This is a genomic window from Maritalea sp. YIW29, from assembly GCF_057219265.1.
The window spans coordinates 1436444-1452104 of record NZ_JBXVVF010000001.1 but is presented as its reverse complement, the minus strand read 5'-3'; the positions used below and the strand labels follow the sequence as shown (position 1 = coordinate 1452104).

General features: G+C 48.6%; 15 protein-coding genes. 9 read left to right on the top strand and 6 right to left on the bottom strand.

Features of this window, described 5'->3' with window-relative positions:
• The first annotated feature begins 161 nt into the window (after positions 1–161).
• The gene (locus AC2D8L_RS07045; protein WP_484684728.1) at positions 162–821 is read left to right on the top strand and encodes a TetR family transcriptional regulator C-terminal domain-containing protein; all 660 of its coding nucleotides are present in this window, start codon (positions 162–164) and stop codon (positions 819–821) included.
• Positions 818–1456: a TetR family transcriptional regulator C-terminal domain-containing protein gene (locus AC2D8L_RS07040; RefSeq protein ID WP_484684727.1), complete on the top strand. Its 639-nt coding sequence runs from the start codon at positions 818–820 to the stop codon at positions 1454–1456. The genes AC2D8L_RS07045 and AC2D8L_RS07040 overlap by 4 nt, the downstream gene beginning before the upstream one ends.
• Here the strand turns inward: AC2D8L_RS07040 and AC2D8L_RS07035 are convergent.
• The 3 genes from AC2D8L_RS07035 to AC2D8L_RS07025 are packed head-to-tail and all read right to left on the bottom strand — an operon-like array spanning position 1443 to position 5079.
• Entirely contained in the window at positions 1443–2363 is a 921-nt protein-coding gene (locus AC2D8L_RS07035) for a DMT family transporter (RefSeq protein ID WP_484684726.1), read from the bottom strand. The genes AC2D8L_RS07040 and AC2D8L_RS07035 overlap by 14 nt on opposite strands.
• Positions 2364–2394: 31 nt before the next feature.
• The gene (gene preA, locus AC2D8L_RS07030; protein WP_484684725.1) at positions 2395–3705 is read right to left on the bottom strand and encodes an NAD-dependent dihydropyrimidine dehydrogenase subunit PreA; all 1311 of its coding nucleotides are present in this window, start codon (positions 3703–3705) and stop codon (positions 2395–2397) included.
• 18 nt (positions 3706–3723) lie between these two features.
• Positions 3724–5079: an NAD(P)-dependent oxidoreductase gene (locus tag AC2D8L_RS07025; protein WP_484684724.1), complete on the bottom strand. Its 1356-nt coding sequence runs from the start codon at positions 5077–5079 to the stop codon at positions 3724–3726.
• A gap of 420 nt (positions 5080–5499) precedes the next feature.
• Between AC2D8L_RS07025 and AC2D8L_RS07020 the strand changes: the two genes are divergently transcribed.
• Positions 5500–6060: a redoxin family protein gene (locus AC2D8L_RS07020; protein ID WP_484684723.1), complete on the top strand. Its 561-nt coding sequence runs from the start codon at positions 5500–5502 to the stop codon at positions 6058–6060.
• Between the two features lie 47 nt (positions 6061–6107).
• On the opposite strand, the gene AC2D8L_RS07015 is transcribed toward AC2D8L_RS07020, so the two are convergent.
• From AC2D8L_RS07015 to AC2D8L_RS07005, 3 genes are all read right to left on the bottom strand, one after another.
• A complete protein-coding gene (locus AC2D8L_RS07015) occupies positions 6108–6776 on the bottom strand; it encodes a GntR family transcriptional regulator (protein ID WP_484684722.1) in 669 nt (222 codons plus the stop codon).
• A gap of 274 nt (positions 6777–7050) precedes the next feature.
• The gene (locus AC2D8L_RS07010) at positions 7051–7671 is read right to left on the bottom strand and encodes a class I SAM-dependent methyltransferase (protein ID WP_484684721.1); all 621 of its coding nucleotides are present in this window, start codon (positions 7669–7671) and stop codon (positions 7051–7053) included.
• A 71-nt stretch (positions 7672–7742) separates the two neighbouring features.
• Positions 7743–8156, bottom strand: a complete 414-nt coding sequence (locus tag AC2D8L_RS07005; protein WP_484684720.1) for a DUF6326 family protein — start codon at positions 8154–8156, stop codon at positions 7743–7745.
• A gap of 131 nt (positions 8157–8287) precedes the next feature.
• Here AC2D8L_RS07005 and AC2D8L_RS07000 point away from each other — a divergent pair, with 131 nt between their 5' ends.
• The 6 genes from AC2D8L_RS07000 (at position 8288) to AC2D8L_RS06975 (ending at position 15655) form a co-directional block, all read left to right on the top strand.
• Positions 8288–9142, top strand: coding sequence for a LysR family transcriptional regulator (locus AC2D8L_RS07000; protein ID WP_484684719.1), 855 nt, complete (start codon positions 8288–8290; stop codon positions 9140–9142).
• A 501-nt stretch (positions 9143–9643) separates the two neighbouring features.
• The gene (gene dctP, locus AC2D8L_RS06995) at positions 9644–10714 is read left to right on the top strand and encodes a TRAP transporter substrate-binding protein DctP (RefSeq protein ID WP_484684718.1); all 1071 of its coding nucleotides are present in this window, start codon (positions 9644–9646) and stop codon (positions 10712–10714) included.
• 188 nt (positions 10715–10902) lie between these two features.
• On the top strand, positions 10903–11862 hold the full coding sequence (locus AC2D8L_RS06990) for a dihydrodipicolinate synthase family protein (protein WP_484684717.1): 960 nt from the start codon (positions 10903–10905) through the stop codon (positions 11860–11862).
• A gap of 44 nt (positions 11863–11906) precedes the next feature.
• Positions 11907–13337 carry an aldehyde dehydrogenase family protein gene (locus AC2D8L_RS06985; protein WP_484684716.1) on the top strand — a complete coding sequence of 477 codons (1431 nt, stop codon included), beginning with the start codon at positions 11907–11909 and terminating at the stop codon, positions 13335–13337.
• 62 nt (positions 13338–13399) lie between these two features.
• Complete coding sequence (locus AC2D8L_RS06980; RefSeq protein WP_484684715.1) at positions 13400–14644, top strand: NAD(P)/FAD-dependent oxidoreductase; 1245 nt, start codon at positions 13400–13402, stop codon at positions 14642–14644.
• A gap of 9 nt (positions 14645–14653) precedes the next feature.
• Positions 14654–15655, top strand: a complete 1002-nt coding sequence (locus AC2D8L_RS06975; protein WP_484684714.1) for a 4-hydroxyproline epimerase — start codon at positions 14654–14656, stop codon at positions 15653–15655.
• Positions 15656–15661: the final 6 nt, after the last annotated feature.

Here is a 15661-nt window from a genome sequence, read left to right as displayed (position 1 = left end):
TGCGGTATAGTCTTTTCGTGATTAGCGAATTTAATGCTTCCCAAAAATTGACTATTTGATAAAATCATTAACTAATCTGACCAGTTGGTCAAGTTTATTTTGTGTGCGTTCAAAAGATTCTGAAAATCCAATTGAAGCTCCATATGTGGCGGTGAAAGAAATTGAACAAATTACTTCGGGAAAAGGCGGGTGACTTTAGGAAGCCGACCACAAGAAACCAGAAGAAATCTGGCATTTTACAGGCCGCGGAGAAAACATTTGCGGAATATGGGTTTAAGGGCGCAACAACGCAGATGATTGCGGATTTAGCCGGAATACCGAAGGCCAATCTGCACTACTACTTTCCTACAAAGGAAGCGCTTTACAGCCAAGTGGTGCAGAATATTTTCGATATCTGGCTGGATGCAGCCGATTCATTTGAACAAAATATGGAACCAGCCGAAGCATTAGGCAGCTATATTGATAAAAAGATGGAGATTTCCAGGCTTCACCCCAATGGGTCTAAGGTCTGGGCGAATGAGGTCATGCATGGCGCGCCGATCATTCAGGACTACTTGGAAACAACGTTAAAAGAGTGGACGCTTTCCAGAGAAGTCGTTATTCAGAGCTGGATAAATGAGGGGTTAATCGATAAAGTTGATCCTAAACATCTACTATATATGATATGGGCAACAACCCAGCACTATGCTGACTTTGTCCATCAAGTTGAAACGCTCAATGGGGGCATGCCATTGGATGATGATGCTTGGAATAGCGCAACAAGAGATGTCAAGAAGATCATTCTTGGCGGTGTTGGGCTTACAATCGGGGGCGATAAATGACTGCCAGCAGTTCTGAGAAACCGCAGCGTAAAACACGCATTCAGCGGGCGAATGAGCAAAAGATACTCGAGGCGGCGCTCGAAGTGTTTTCCCAGCACGGGTTTCGAGGGTCTACAATCGATCAGATCTCTGAAGAAGCAGGCATGTCAAAACCGAACTTGCTTTATTATTTCAAATCCAAACAGGATATCCACGAAACGCTTTTGTCGCGTTTGCTGGATGCTTGGCTCGACCCGATGCGAGAGTTGGATGAAAACGGCGACCCGCTTGAAGAAATTCTCAATTATGTCCGATTGAAAATTGAGATGACGCGCGATTATCCACGCGAGAGCCGCCTATTCGCCAATGAAATTATTCAAGGTGCGCTTCGCATAAGGCCTATTCTTGAGGGGCAAATCAACGATCTGATTGAAGAGAAGTCCAAGATCATTAGCAAGTGGATGGATGACGGTCGGATCAACAAGGTTGATCCAAAGCATTTGATATTCTCGATTTGGGCGACAACTCAACACTATGCTGACTTTGAAGTGCAAGTGCGCGTTGTCTTAGGTGGCGGCATCGATGATCCTGACCACTTTGAACAAACAAAGGCCTATCTAGAGCAATTGTTCACGTCTTTGCTTAAGGTCCGCTAGTTTTTTCCTCTTTTGCGAAGGCAAGAACAAGCAGCGCTAATACCGTCACCAACGCACCAATGGCAACACTGGGGTCAACCCATCCGCGCCCACTAAGCCCTTCGATCAAAATGACAAAACTAGGCGTCAAATACCCATAAGACATCACTTTTGATGCAGGCAGCCTCAGGGTCGCATATTGCAGCAAGAAGAAGGTGAGGGCGGTGGTGAAAATCGTCAAGTAAAGCCCCGCCCAATAAACGATTGGCGGAAGGCTTAGCCAGTCTGTCGAGGCAATTCCCCACGCCGAATAAATCGTCAACACACACCCGCAAGCCAGCAATGTCCAAAACGAAAACTGCAGCACTGGCTCGCCACGATTGAGTTTGCGCACCAGTGGGGCATAAGCACCATGGCAGACAACCCCAACGAAGAAAATCGCTTCGCCTTTGCCAATCTTGAAGGCCAAAAGCGCGTCCAAATCACCTTGGAAGATCACCCAGACTGCCCCTGCTGCCGCGATTAGCAAGCTAATCATCATGCGTGGTGAAACAATTTGTGCCAATAGCACCACTCCAAATCCAGCCGACATTAACGGCATTAATGTGAACACAGCGCCGGTTGAAATAGGAGATGCAATCTTGAGCGCCTCAAACATGGTGACAAAGTAGACCCCCATCAACGAGCCCAAAATTAAGAACCGATGCGGGGAAGCTGGCAGCAGTTTGCGTTTTTTGGTGAGTGGCACACGCACGATAAATGCGATTGACCCCATGATTATTGAGGCAAGCATGAAGCGGGATGCACTAAGTGCCCCAGCATCGATATGCGGGGCGGCAAGTCCACCCAGCGAAAATGATACCGAGATTAACATCGCAAATAAAATCATAGCAAAATGGCCGCGAAGTTTTTCGCGACCATTAATCACCAACTCATGTGGGGAGCTAGTGGTCTGGTTTTTATTCTGCAGGTTCTGTGACCGCGCTGGGGTTGTTGGCGTGGGTTGTCCAGTTGGCATAATTTGGATCAATCTGTTCGTTGGTGCGCGGGTCGACACCTGAAATTTGCTCCATCGTGATGCAACTATCAACCGGACAGACATTTACGCACAGGTTACACCCAACGCATTCCTCATCAATCACTTCAAATTTGCGTGCACCATCGACCAAGTTTGTAATCGCTTGGTGGGAGGTATCTTCACAAGCAATATGGCAACGCCCGCAAGATATGCACAAATCCTGATCGATCTTGGCTTTGGTGACATAATTGAGATTGAGGTGTTTCCAGTCGGTCACGTTTGGCGTGGCCATCCCCATAAAGTCGTCAATGCTTTCATACCCTTTCTCGTCCATCCATTCGGACAGGCCAGAAATCATTTCTTGAACGATCTTAAAGCCGTAAGTCATGGCCGCAGTGCAAACTTGCACATTGCCGCAACCAAGCGAGATAAATTCTGCAGCGTCTTTCCATGTCGAAATGCCGCCGATACCCGAAATAGGCAAGCCAGCAGTTTCCGCGTCCCGTGCGATTTCCGCGACCATATTCATCGCGATGGGCTTCACCGCTGGTCCGCAATAACCGCCGTGTGATCCTTTGCCGTCAATTGTCGGAACGGGCGCGAAATTATCAAGATCTACCTCAACAATCGAGTTGATCGTGTTGATCAAACTCACCGCGTCCGCACCGCCGGCCTTTGCTGCGCGGGCAGGGTAGCGCACGTCTGTGATGTTAGGCGTAAGTTTCACGATAACGGGCTTGGAATAGTATTTTTTGCACCACTCCGTGACCATCTGGATATATTCAGGTACCTGGCCAACCGCGGCACCCATGCCGCGCTCGCTCATGCCGTGTGGGCAGCCAAAGTTAAGTTCGATGCCGTCAACGCCGGTTGCTTCCACACGGGGTAGGATTGCTTTCCACGCTTCTTCCTCACATGGCACCATGATGGAAGCAATGATCACCCGGTCCGGCCAACGCTTCTTCACGTCGGTCATTTCTTGAAGGTTTATTTCCAACGAACGGTCGGTGATCAACTCAATATTATTGAGCCCCATTAAACGACGGTCAGGGCCGAAAATGGCGCCATAACGAGGGCCGTTTACGTTGACAACAGGTGGACCTTCTTCGCCCAACGTCTTCCAAACAACACCACCCCATCCTGCTTCGAATGCGCGTTCGACATTATATGCCTTGTCCGTTGGTGGTGCAGATGCCAACCAAAAAGGGTTTGGCGATTTGATGCCTAGAAAGGTAGTCGTTAGATCAGCCATATCAGTTCTCCTAATCGGTTAGCGTGATAAAAATGCGTGAATGTCTTGTGCAGCAACTTTGCCGTCTTCAACAGAAGCAACGGTGAGGTCTTCGCCACCCGCGATACAGTCGCCACCTGCCCAAACCTTGGAGAGGGTGGTCTTGCCATTCTTGCTGACCTTGATGCGTCTAGCCTCAAGGTCGATGCCAGCATCACTTAAAGTGCTTGAATCAAACTTTTGACCGATGGCCTTAAACACTTGATCTGCCTCGATCTTAATTGTTTCACCGGTACCTTCTAGCTTGCCGTTAGGTTGGCTTGTATATTCCAATTCGATGCCGGTGATCTGATTTTGATCGTTAGAGATGAGAGCGCTGGGCTGCAGCCAATGGCGAATTACAACCCCGTGTGTTTGAGCAAGTTCTTGTTCGTAAAGGCTGGCATTCATTGCGTCTTGGCCACGTCGATAGGCAATGGTGACATTCTCTGCGCCAAGCAACTTGGTTTGGATCGCTATATCAATGGCGGTCATGCCGCCGCCAATCACCACGACGTCGCGACCAACTTCTAATGTTGAGAGGTCGTCGGTCTGACGCAGTTTTTCGATATAGTCGACAGCATCAAGGCATCCGTCATTGTCTTCGCCAGCAAGACCTAGACCGTTCGTGTTGCCCAACCCAAGCCCTAGGAACACCGCGTCAAATTCATCTCGAAGTGCAGAGACATTGATGTCTGCGCCGAGTGCCTTGCCATGCTCGATTGTGATGCCGCCAATTCCCAACACAAATTCAACTTCGAGCTGCGCAAAATTGTGGGTGGTTTTATAAGCAGCAATACCATGTTCGTTCAGCCCGCCTGATTTTTCACGGGCTTCAAAAATGACAACGTCATGCCCATGCATTGCAAGACGGTGCGCGCAGGACAGGCCTGCGGGCCCGCCACCAACAACAGCAACACGTTTGCCGGTTGATGCCGCTCGCTTGAACGGATGCTCATCGGTTTCTGCCATCAAATGGTCTGTCGCGTAACGCTGGAGCTGGCCGATTTTGACAGGCTTACCTTCGGCTTCTTCGCGCACACAAACTTCTTCGCACAGTGTCTCTGTTGGGCAGACACGAGCGCACATGCCACCAAGAATGTTTTGGTTCAGAATGGTTTTTGCTGAGCCAATCGGGTTGTCTACAGAGATTTGTCGAATGAATAGGGGAATGTCGATGCTAGTCGGGCACGCTGTCATACAGGGCGCGTCATAACAGAAATAGCAGCGCTCTGCTTCCACAACCGCCTCATGGTGGTTCAGCGGCGCATGCAAATCTTCAAAATTTGAATCATAGTCGATTTGGTCCAATCGACCAGAACGAATATCTCGCGTAACGAAATCTGTTTCGCTCATCTATAGTCCTCCCCAAAATCATGGTCGCAACTGAATGGGTGCACAAGTGCACTTGGTCTCCTCAAACCAAACGCGGCCCAAACATAACGCCAACACTTTCCTTCACTATAAAATATTCTGTATTTTTACCAAAAGGTCAAATCTTTTCTGACCATTTAGTCAAGTTTTTGAATTGTTGGGTTTTGCCAATTGGTGACATGCAGTGAGACATATGCGCTCATTGTTGCAATTTTTGGCGGCTTTTGACTTGCCCAATTTGAGTGAATGTCCTATTCAGTCAGCCAAAGAATTCGCTCCAATTTTCGGATGCTTCTGCGTCACAACAAGACAAGACTTGCAAGGGGAAATTCCTCTTACAGTACTGAGTCAAGTTTGTGCAAGAAGTGTTGGAAAAATAACAATTTCTCAAAGGACAAGATCATGGCTACTGTTGGAATGAAAGTGCCAAACGTTGTTTTCAAAACACGTGTGCGCGACGAATCTATTGAAGGCCCAAACCCGTTTCGCTGGGAAGATAAGACAACAGCTGACTATTTTGCTGGCAAGCGCGTTGTGCTATTTTCCCTGCCAGGTGCATTCACACCAACTTGCTCAACATACCAATTGCCGAATTTTGAAAAAATGTTTGGCGATTTTCAAGAAGCTGGCATCGATGCGATTTATTGTTTGTCAGTAAACGATGCGTTTGTGATGAACAAATGGGGTGAGTCGCAGGGCGTTAAAAACGTTGGATTGATTCCTGATGGCTCAGGCGAGTTCACACGCAAAATGGGCATGCTTGTCAAAAAAGACAATGTTGGTTTTGGCTATCGCTCTTGGCGTTACGCAACTGTTGTTGAAGATGGCGAAATTGTTGGTTGGTTCGAAGAAGCTGGTTTTCAGGATGATATTGAAAGCGATCCATATGAGTTCTCAGCGCCAGAATATGTGCTGACTTGGATACAAGACAACAAGCCATTTGCCAAAGACGAGGTTGCTTAAACCTGTCGACGTCAAAGGTTACAAGAAGGCGGGTTTCTACCCGCCTTTTATTTTGCTTCCTGTTCTTTTAGATAATTTATCAAGCTTTCGCTGGCGCCCAAAATATGTTCTTGGGTCAGCTTCGCGGCTAAATCGCCGTCACGATCTACGCATGCTTGCAAAATGCCCATATGCTCACGACGCGCTCGGCTCATGCCGTCGGTTAACACCAACTGGGCCCGCAAATAGCTTTCAATGCGATCTAACGTGGTCTTCACAATATGTAAGTGATAGGGCCGGTCAGCCCGCTCGTATAAGCCATAATGAAAGTTACGGTTGAGTTCACCGTACTTCGCAGAGTCGACTTCGTTCGAAAACGCATCGCAATGTTTCCTAGCCGAAGCAAGTGTTTCGTCGTCCATATTAGCGACAGATTGTTTGATAACTTCACCTTCAAGCAAAGCGCGAAATTCGAAAATCTCTTTCACTTCATCGGCAGAAAGTGAGGTTACGGTTGTACCTCTAAATCGCTCCGTTTTGACCAAGCCTTGCTGTTCCAGCTTTGTTAGGGCCTCGCGAACGGGAATGCGTGACGTATTGAACATTTCTGCCAAAGCGTCTTGGCGCAAATGTTCGCCTGATTTTAGTTCGCCAGTGAATATGGCTTCGCGCAACGCTTCAAAAATAAGGTCTGCAGCTGATGCGGCGGTACGCACGTTCACGGTGCTCAATTTCATTGGCTCACTCGATTCTCAGCAATTGTTTGCCGGGCAACATATCTGAGGCACCCGAGTTTCGCCAACCCTGGAATTTTCATATGTCCAAACATTGAACTTCCCTACACAATATACAAAATCAATGCAAAATAAAGAATATTGCAGATTGTATCCAACATTGCGCACTAAAGCAAATGCCAGGAGCGATGGCTCTATTGGGTCAAATCACATTGGGTGGAATTGTTGCACACTAAACTTCAATCCCACACAATATGCTTGGAATTGCCCCGTCGCGCTACTTTGGTCGCCTTGCCAAAATGTATGGAACGGCTTTGTTCTTGCCGAAAGTCCTTTGTTCAAGAACTTCAAACCCCGCTGACAGAACCATTCTCTCAAGCAGTTTCTTCGTTAGGAAATGCAAAACAGGTGGTGCAACGCCGAAAACGTTCAGAACAGGGATGACCAAACGCGGTAGGAACCCCATTTCCCCTGGGCAAACGGTTTTTGAAATGAAAAGGCCGCCCGGTTTGATCTGATTGAAAATGTTCGTGACCGTTTCTTGCGGGTCCGGCACCAAATGCAAAACGTGGAAGGCGCAAACCATGTCGAACGGCGCGTTTTCAAACTCACTGTCCGAATCTGCTACCACAAATTGGGTGTTTTCGGGCGCGTCCTTGGCTTTCGCAATGTCGATCATTTCGGCTGAAATGTCACTTGCCGTCCAACTGGCGACATGTTTGCCTATGCGCACCGCTGTACTGCCCGTGCCGCAACCAATTTCCAAGACCTTGTCGGTTGGCTTTAGTTGACTTGTCATAGCTTGCAGCGTCTGATCGTACGATTGCTGGTCTTTAACGGGTTGGGCGGCATATCCTTTTGCCTGTTTATCCCAAAATTGTGCCACTTTGCTACTCATGCGCTGTTCTTTCATATTGTCTGCTGCGTACTGATCTGGTGCGAATTATGTGATTTGCAAACGCAAAGTATTCAATTGTGTTGAAATTGAGCACTAACGTTGGACTTTGCTGGCAATTGCCACGCAGTCCAGACGATGGAGATTAGAGTGATGTACTCTACGACTGCAAAGGCGCGATCGTCCAGATCGCCGGGTAATCCAAGCGCAAGGATTGCGCCGGTCAGTGTTGCAGCAAGAATAGTAATCCATTTGCAAATGCGATCCGGGAGAAAAAGCGAGCCCAAAATCATTGCCAGTGGGATTTCGACTATAAAAAATCCGATCAACATCAATTCTTCTGTAATCTCAGTCCCGTTGATTTTTCCAGTCAAAGCTTCGTTCAAGAACTTGACGGTTCCAATCTCGTGAATGTCGCGGAATATGATGTTGAGCATAAGGAATATCCACAAAGCGGATAAGGCTTGGCGTGCTTTTTCATTCGTCATTGTAGATCCTTCAATCCAATTGGTATCCGCTACCATAAATATGCGCCAACAAATTAGGAATTGCCTAGTTTCGTGGCTTTGGTATACGTAAATGCATGAACTGGCAGGAAGTCGATTTCGATTGGAATCAAGTGCGCGCTTTTTTGGCTACGGCCGAAGAAGGTAGCTTCAGTGGCGCGGCGCGCATCCTTTCTACAACCCAACCGACCATCACCCGGCAAATAGCTGGGCTGGAAAGTTCCTTAAACTTATTGCTGTTTGAGCGCAGTACCCGCGGTCTGACCATGACCGTGGCTGGAGAACAATTGTTCGAACATGTGCGCGATATGGGGAGTGCGGCAAGTCGCGTTTCCATGGTGGCGCAGACGTTCAACAATGAAGTGTCAGGCGAGGTTTCCATTACCGCGGTAGATACTTTATGTGTGAAGTTTGTAACCAAAGCCGTCAAACGATTGAGAAAGTCCGCTCCTGGTTTGACGTTGCGGATATTTTCGTCCGACCAGATTCAAGATCTCAAACATCGCGAAGCGGATATCGCAATTCGCCATGTGCGACCAACTCAGGCAAGTTTGGTCGCCAAACTAGTGGGAAACTGGACGGCTAGTTTTTATGCCCATCAGTCATATTTGGACGAAATTGGCCTTCGCTCCGGTTCGAAAGATCATGAGAATGTTGAAATTATCGGGCCAAGTGATCCTGTTCAGTTTATCGAATTGTGCAAAAGTCGCGGACTGAGCTTAAGGTTGGATCAATTCACATTGCCTTGCACAAGTGCCCTTGTTGCGCATGAGATGCTGCTGGCTGGGCTGGGCGTAGGCGTTACCGCTGATGCAATTGCCAAATCAGAGCCCGAACTTGTTCGGATTTGGTCGCATGTTCCACCTATTGATTTTCCAGTTTGGTTGGTGACGCATCAAGAATTGCACACATCGAAAAAAATTCGAGTTGTGTTTGATACGCTAGCGCAAGTTCTCAAAGAAGCTTAGGCTTCATCTGCAGAAAGAACTTAAAATCAAATAGATAGTGCTTAATCACCTCAGGCTCTTCCCTATTGCGAGAGATGGCGGCATGCCGTCCGTTCTCAATTATTGGCTCGGTGCGGATGTGTGGGAATTATCACTCTGGCGTTAGCAACAGATCGCGCGGCTGAAACAGGTCTTTCAGATCCAGCGCAGAAATTTCCAACTTACGCCCATCCATGTTCACGCCAGAAAACGCCGTCACTGGCTTTGATGGCGAAAATGCCTCAGATTGGGGTGGTGAGGTGGTGAATCATGCCAATAATTCGGCATGCAAAAAGAATATTGTAGATTGTATCCAAAATTATGATATAGATATTTTCAAAAGCTGAGCTGTGTTCCGTCATCAATTTGAGTCGGCTTTGCACGTTAGGTTGAACGTCGAATTGCGACGATACTAATCTTTGAGTGTCAGCACACATCGGATGAGGCACAGTTTGATAACCGAGGGTTATTAGGAGGAATGAAATGAAGTACAACAATTTGTATCGGGCAGTAATGGCTGCTTCTGCGTTGGCATTATCATCATTCAGTGCTTTTTCTGCTGAAATCACCTGGCGCATGCCTGCGGCAATTTCCGAAGGTTCGTTTTTCTACCAAAATTTCATGGAACGTTTTGCAGCCAATGTTGAGGTGACAACAAGTGGTGTCTTGGAGATTCAACCCTATGGTGCCGGCGTTATTGTTCCTGCGTTCAAAGTGTTTGAAGCTGTTCAAGACGGGACCGTAGAGGCGGGTCATTCCACACCATCTTATTTGGTGGAGCAGGACCCGACAAACGCTGTGTTTGCTAGTTTCCCAGGCGGAATGTCTGGCGAGGCAACATTGCATTGGGTTTATAATGGCGGCGGCGAAGAAATGTTGCAAGAATTCCGGCGCGACAAAATGGGTCTTCACTCACTTGTTGTTGGTGTCGGAACATCAGAGATTATGGCGCATTCGAATAAGCCAATCCGCACGTCTGCTGATCTTAAAGGTCTGAAATATCGTACGTCTGGTGCGTGGGCCGCTGTTGTTAAAGAAATCTATGGCGGTGTGCCAACAGTTGTCCCCGGCGGTGAGATTTATACGCTGTTACAGCTCAACGGTGTCGACGCGATTGAATGGTCAACGCCGGGTGCAAACATAAACGAAGGTTTCCACGAGGTTGCGCCCTACATCATTATGCCGGGCGTGCATCAGCCATCTTTCCTATGGGAAGTGGTTGTAAAAGCTGAGACTTGGGACGCTCTGCCTGATCATCTTCAATCTCAGATCGAAGCCGCAGCGAAACTAACAACATATGAGAGTTTTGCCCATTTCGGCCACACTGATATTGCGGCAATGGCGGAATATAAGAAGACTGACGTCGAATTCATTCAACTCGATAAGGATGTTGTCGAAGAGCTTCGTAAAGCGGGCCGTGACTGGGCCGCTGCACGTGCTGCAGAGCAAGCAGACGCTGGCGATACAACCATGCAGATAGTTTTGGATTCTTATATGTCATATCAGAAAAGCTGGGCCGAAAATTCGGGTTATCTTGTGCGTGACGCCAATTGATTAGGCAATAATGGCCACAGCAAAACTTCATGGTCGTGAAGTGAAATTGTGGATGTTTGCATTGCACTGAACGTGCAGACATTTAACGCGAACTGGCGAAGACCCAATTGGTTGGTCTTTCGCCGAAACTAATAGATGTGCTGCCGATTAGTTGGCAGACAATATAGGAAAAGTTGAAGGACTTAGCGATGAACGCGAACATTTTTTCTGGCTGCATTCCGGCCCTAATGACACCATGCAACCCAGACCGCAGCGTCGATTTTGATGGGTTGGTTCGTAAAGGCAAGGAACTCATTGATGCAGGCATGTCTGCCGTCGTTTATTGTGGCTCAATGGGTGACTGGCCACTTCTTAGCGATGCTGATCGCCAAGAAGGCGTTGCGCGTTTGGTGGCAGCTGGTGTGCCAACAATCGTTGGAACTGGTGCTGTAAATTCGAAAATCGCAGCCGAGCATGCGGCCCACGCTCAAAAAGTCGGCGCACAAGGCCTGATGGTTATTCCACGCGTTTTGTCTCGCGGCACATCACACAGCGCACAACGCGCGCACTTCGCTGGCATTTTGGAGGCCGCCCCTGACCTTGCTGCGGTTATCTACAACAGCCCATATTATGGATTTGCGACACGTGCAGACCTATTCTTTGACTTGCGCAAAGACTTTCCAAACCTGATCGGCTTTAAAGAATTCGGTGGCGCCGACGACCTTCGTTATGCCTCAGAATTCATCACCAGCACCGATGAAGACGTGAACCTTATGATTGGTGTGGACACCAATGTGTTCCACGGTTTCGTCAATTGTGGTGCAGGTGGCGCGATCACGGGCATCGGCAACGCAATTCCAAAAGAAGTTTTGCATCTTGTTGATCTTTGCCAAAAAGCCGCTAATGGCAACGCGAAGGCCCGCGCAAAGGCGCTAGAACTTGAGGCAGCGCTAGCTGTTTTGTCGTCCTTCGATGAAGGCGCAGATCTTGTGCTTTACTACAAACATCTGATGGTTTTGAACGGCGATGCAGAATATACATTGCATTTCAACGAAACGGATAAGCTATCCGCCAGCCAACAAAATTATGTCGAAAATCAATATAAATTGTTCAAGAGCTGGTATCAGGACTGGAGCCAACAACCCGAGGTTTTGGCGCTTGCCGCTTAACTTGAACAATCTGAATCAAATTGCCCGGAATTTGGAGCAACTAAATGGAATATAAGAGCTTTATTGGTGGTGCGTGGGAAGAAACGTCTGCCAGCACACCAAACGTCAACCCTTCAGACACGTCGGACATATTGGGTCACGCAGCGATTTCTGAAGCGGCTGATATGGATCGTGCGATTGATGCGGCATATACCGCGTCCATGCAGTGGGCAAAATCCACACCTCAACAGCGCTTCGACGTGCTTGACTTTATCGGCACAGAAATTCTTGCCCGCAAGGCAGAACTCGGTGAACTACTTTCTCGCGAAGAAGGCAAAACTTTGCCCGAAGGCATTGGCGAAGCAGGACGTGCTGGCCAAATCTTTAAATTCTTCGCTGGTGAAACATTGCGTCAAACGGGCGACCTTTTGGCCTCTATTCGCCCGGGTGTTGATATCGATGTAACGCGTTCACCTGTTGGTGTTGTGGGTCTGATTACCCCGTGGAACTTCCCAATTGCCATTCCAGCTTGGAAAATTGCACCGGCCTTGGCGTACGGCAATGCGGTTGTTCTAAAGCCCGCGGAATTGGTGCCAGGTTGTGCTCATGCATTGGCTGAGATTATTTCGCGTTCTGGTTTGCCTGAAGGCGTGTTCAACCTCGTGTTTGGACGCGGCTCCAAAGTGGGGCCAAAACTTATCGGCTCTTCTAAAGTCAACGCAATCAGCTTCACCGGGTCTGTGCAAACAGGTCGTGGCATTGCGGCAGAATGCGGCCAACTGTTGAAAAAAGTACAATTGGAAATGGGCGGCAAAAACCCAATGGTTGTGCTGGACGATGCAAACCTTGATATCGCCGTTGATGCGAGCGTCAATGGCGCTTATTTCTCAACTGGTCAACGCTGTACCGCATCTTCACGATTGATCGTAACGGAAGGCATACATGACCAGTTCGTGAGTGCAGTGGAAGAACGTTTGTCTAATCTTAATGTTGGCCACGCGCTTCGTGCTGACACGCATATTGGCCCTGTTGTTGATGCGACCCAACTTCAGCAAGATCTAGACTATGTCGACATTGCAGCTAAAGAAGGTGGCAAGGTTATTGGCGGTCAACGCCTAAACCGTGACACTGAAGGCTTCTATATGGCACCAGCATTGGTCACCGAAACAACAAACGGTATGCGCATCAACCAAGAAGAAGTGTTTGGCCCTGTGGCAAGCGTTATCAAAGTCAAAGACTATGATGAAGCATTGGCTGTCGCGAACGACACTGAGTTCGGTCTTTCTTCTGGCATTTGCACCACCTCGCTTAAGCATTCAAGCCACTTCAAGGCAAATGCACAAGCAGGCATGGTTATGGTCAATCTGCCAACTGCTGGCGTTGATTATCATGTGCCATTCGGTGGAACAAAAGGCTCAAGCTTTGGATCGCGCGAGCAAGGCAGCTACGCGGCAGAGTTCTACACAAGTGTGAAAACGTCCTACACACAGCCATAATTCAAAACAGCGCCCGGCGGCCTTGCCGCCGGGCATTTCTTCTTTGATAAGCCGGGGGCATTATGTCCAACGCAGAATTGCAACATGATGTGGTTATTATCGGCGCAGGCATTATCGGCCTGTCGATTGCGCATTATTTGCAACAGGAAGGCCGCCGCGTAACGCTTGTTGACCGCAAAGGAATTGCGCAGGAAGCAAGTATGGGCAATGCAGGTGCATTCGCGCTTGCTGATATATTCCCATTGGCATCGCCCGGTATTTTGATGAAAGCGCCGAAATGGCTGCTTGATCCGCTTGGGCCGCTTTCCATTCGACCTAACTATGCCCTGAACATTGTTCCATATCTGTTGAAGTTCTTCCGTGCGAGTTGGCCGGACCAATATCGACGCTCAATTGTCGCGCAAAGTGCACTACTTGATTTGGCCGCGCAAGAAGTCGACCGGATGTGCGAAATCCCACAAATTGGCAGTCAAATCCATACAGACGGAGCGCTCCATCTTTATGAAAGCGAGGCCGAATTCAACCATACTTTGCCGAGCTGGAAGGGCCGTGAAGAATTTGGCATTGAGTTTGAACATGTCGACGGCACGCGTCTGGCGGACTTACAGCCCGGCCTGTCGAGCCAAATAGAACGCGCAACATTTATTCCCAAATGGCAAACCGTCAATGATCCGTTTGAGTTCGCGCAAACCATCTGGAACATCGTGACCCAAAATGGCGGCGTATTGATCAAAAGCGAAGTCCGCACGATTTCAAAGTCCGGCGAAGTTGTTCTGCAAGATGGCCAAACATTGCAGGCAAACAATGTGGTTGTTGCGTGTGGGGCATGGTCTCACCAGCTCGCAAAACACGTAGGCGACAATATTCCGCTGGAAAGCGAACGTGGGTACAACACGACATTGCCAGTCGATGCATTTGATCTAAAGCGGCAATTGATTTTTGGCGGTCATGGCTTTGTTATGACGCCACTTTCAACAGGCATCCGCGTTGGCGGTGCGGTTGAGTTTGCTGGGTTGGAGGCGGAGCCAAATTATAAAAGATCGCGTGACATGCTTGATAAAGCAAAGCGTTTGTTGCCTGACCTTAAAACAGATAATGGCAGCCAATGGATGGGCTTCCGCCCTTCATTGCCCGATACGTTGCCAGCTATTGGCAAATCACCGAATTCAGACAAGATCTCCTATGCATTCGGGCATGGCCACCTCGGCTTGACCCAGTGTTTTGCAACTGGAAAACTGATCGCAGATATCTTGGCCAACCGGACGCCGACAATCGACATTGAACCTTTTAACCCGTCTCGTTTTTAGGAAGAACTTATGGCGAAGCACAGCTTTTTTTGTATCGATGGACATACTTGTGGTAACCCGGTTCGACTTGTTGCAGGTGGAGGTCCGGACCTTAAGGGCGCAAACATGCTGGAAAAGCGTGCGCACTTTTTGGCTGAATTTGACTGGGTGCGTACAGCACTGATGTTTGAGCCTCGCGGCCATGACGTAATGTCAGGATCGATCCTTTATCCGCCAACTCGCGATGATTGCGATATCGCTATTCTTTTCATCGAAACATCTGGTTGTCTGCCCATGTGCGGCCACGGCACCATTGGAACGGTTACGATGGCGCTAGAAGAGGGTTTGGTGACGCCAAAGGAACCGGGCGTGCTCTATCTCGATGCTCCCGCTGGCCGGATAAAAGCTGAGTACACCATGATTGACGGGTATGTTGAAGAAGTGCGCATTACAAATGTGCCAAGTTATCTACATGCGACAAGGCTCGCTGCAGAGGTTCCAGGACTGGGAGAGATAAGTGTAGATGTCGCTTATGGCGGCAACTTCTACGCAATTGTTGAACCACAAGATAATTTCCAAGACATCGAAGAAATGTCTTCGCTTGATCTAATTCGCTGGTCACCATTGTTGCGCACTGCGCTGAACGACAAATATGAGTTCATCCACCCCGAACATCCTGAGATTAATGGTCTCAGCCATATTCTTTGGACCGGCGCACCGCGCGATCCTAAAGCAACGGCACGCAATGCTGTGTTTTATGGTGACAAAGCCATCGACCGCTCGCCATGTGGCACAGGTACCTCATCTCGCATGGCCCATTGGGCCGCCATGGGTGACCTGAATGTTGGAGACGACTTTATTCACGAGAGCATTATTGGTTCATTGTTCAAAGGCCGCGTTGAAGCAGCAACCAAAGTTGGTGACCACGATGCGATTATTCCATCGGTTGGCGGGTGGGCGCGCAAAACGGGCTACAACACGATCTTTGTTGATGACCGTGACCCGTTCAAACATGGCTTCATTTTGCCCTAGGCAGGT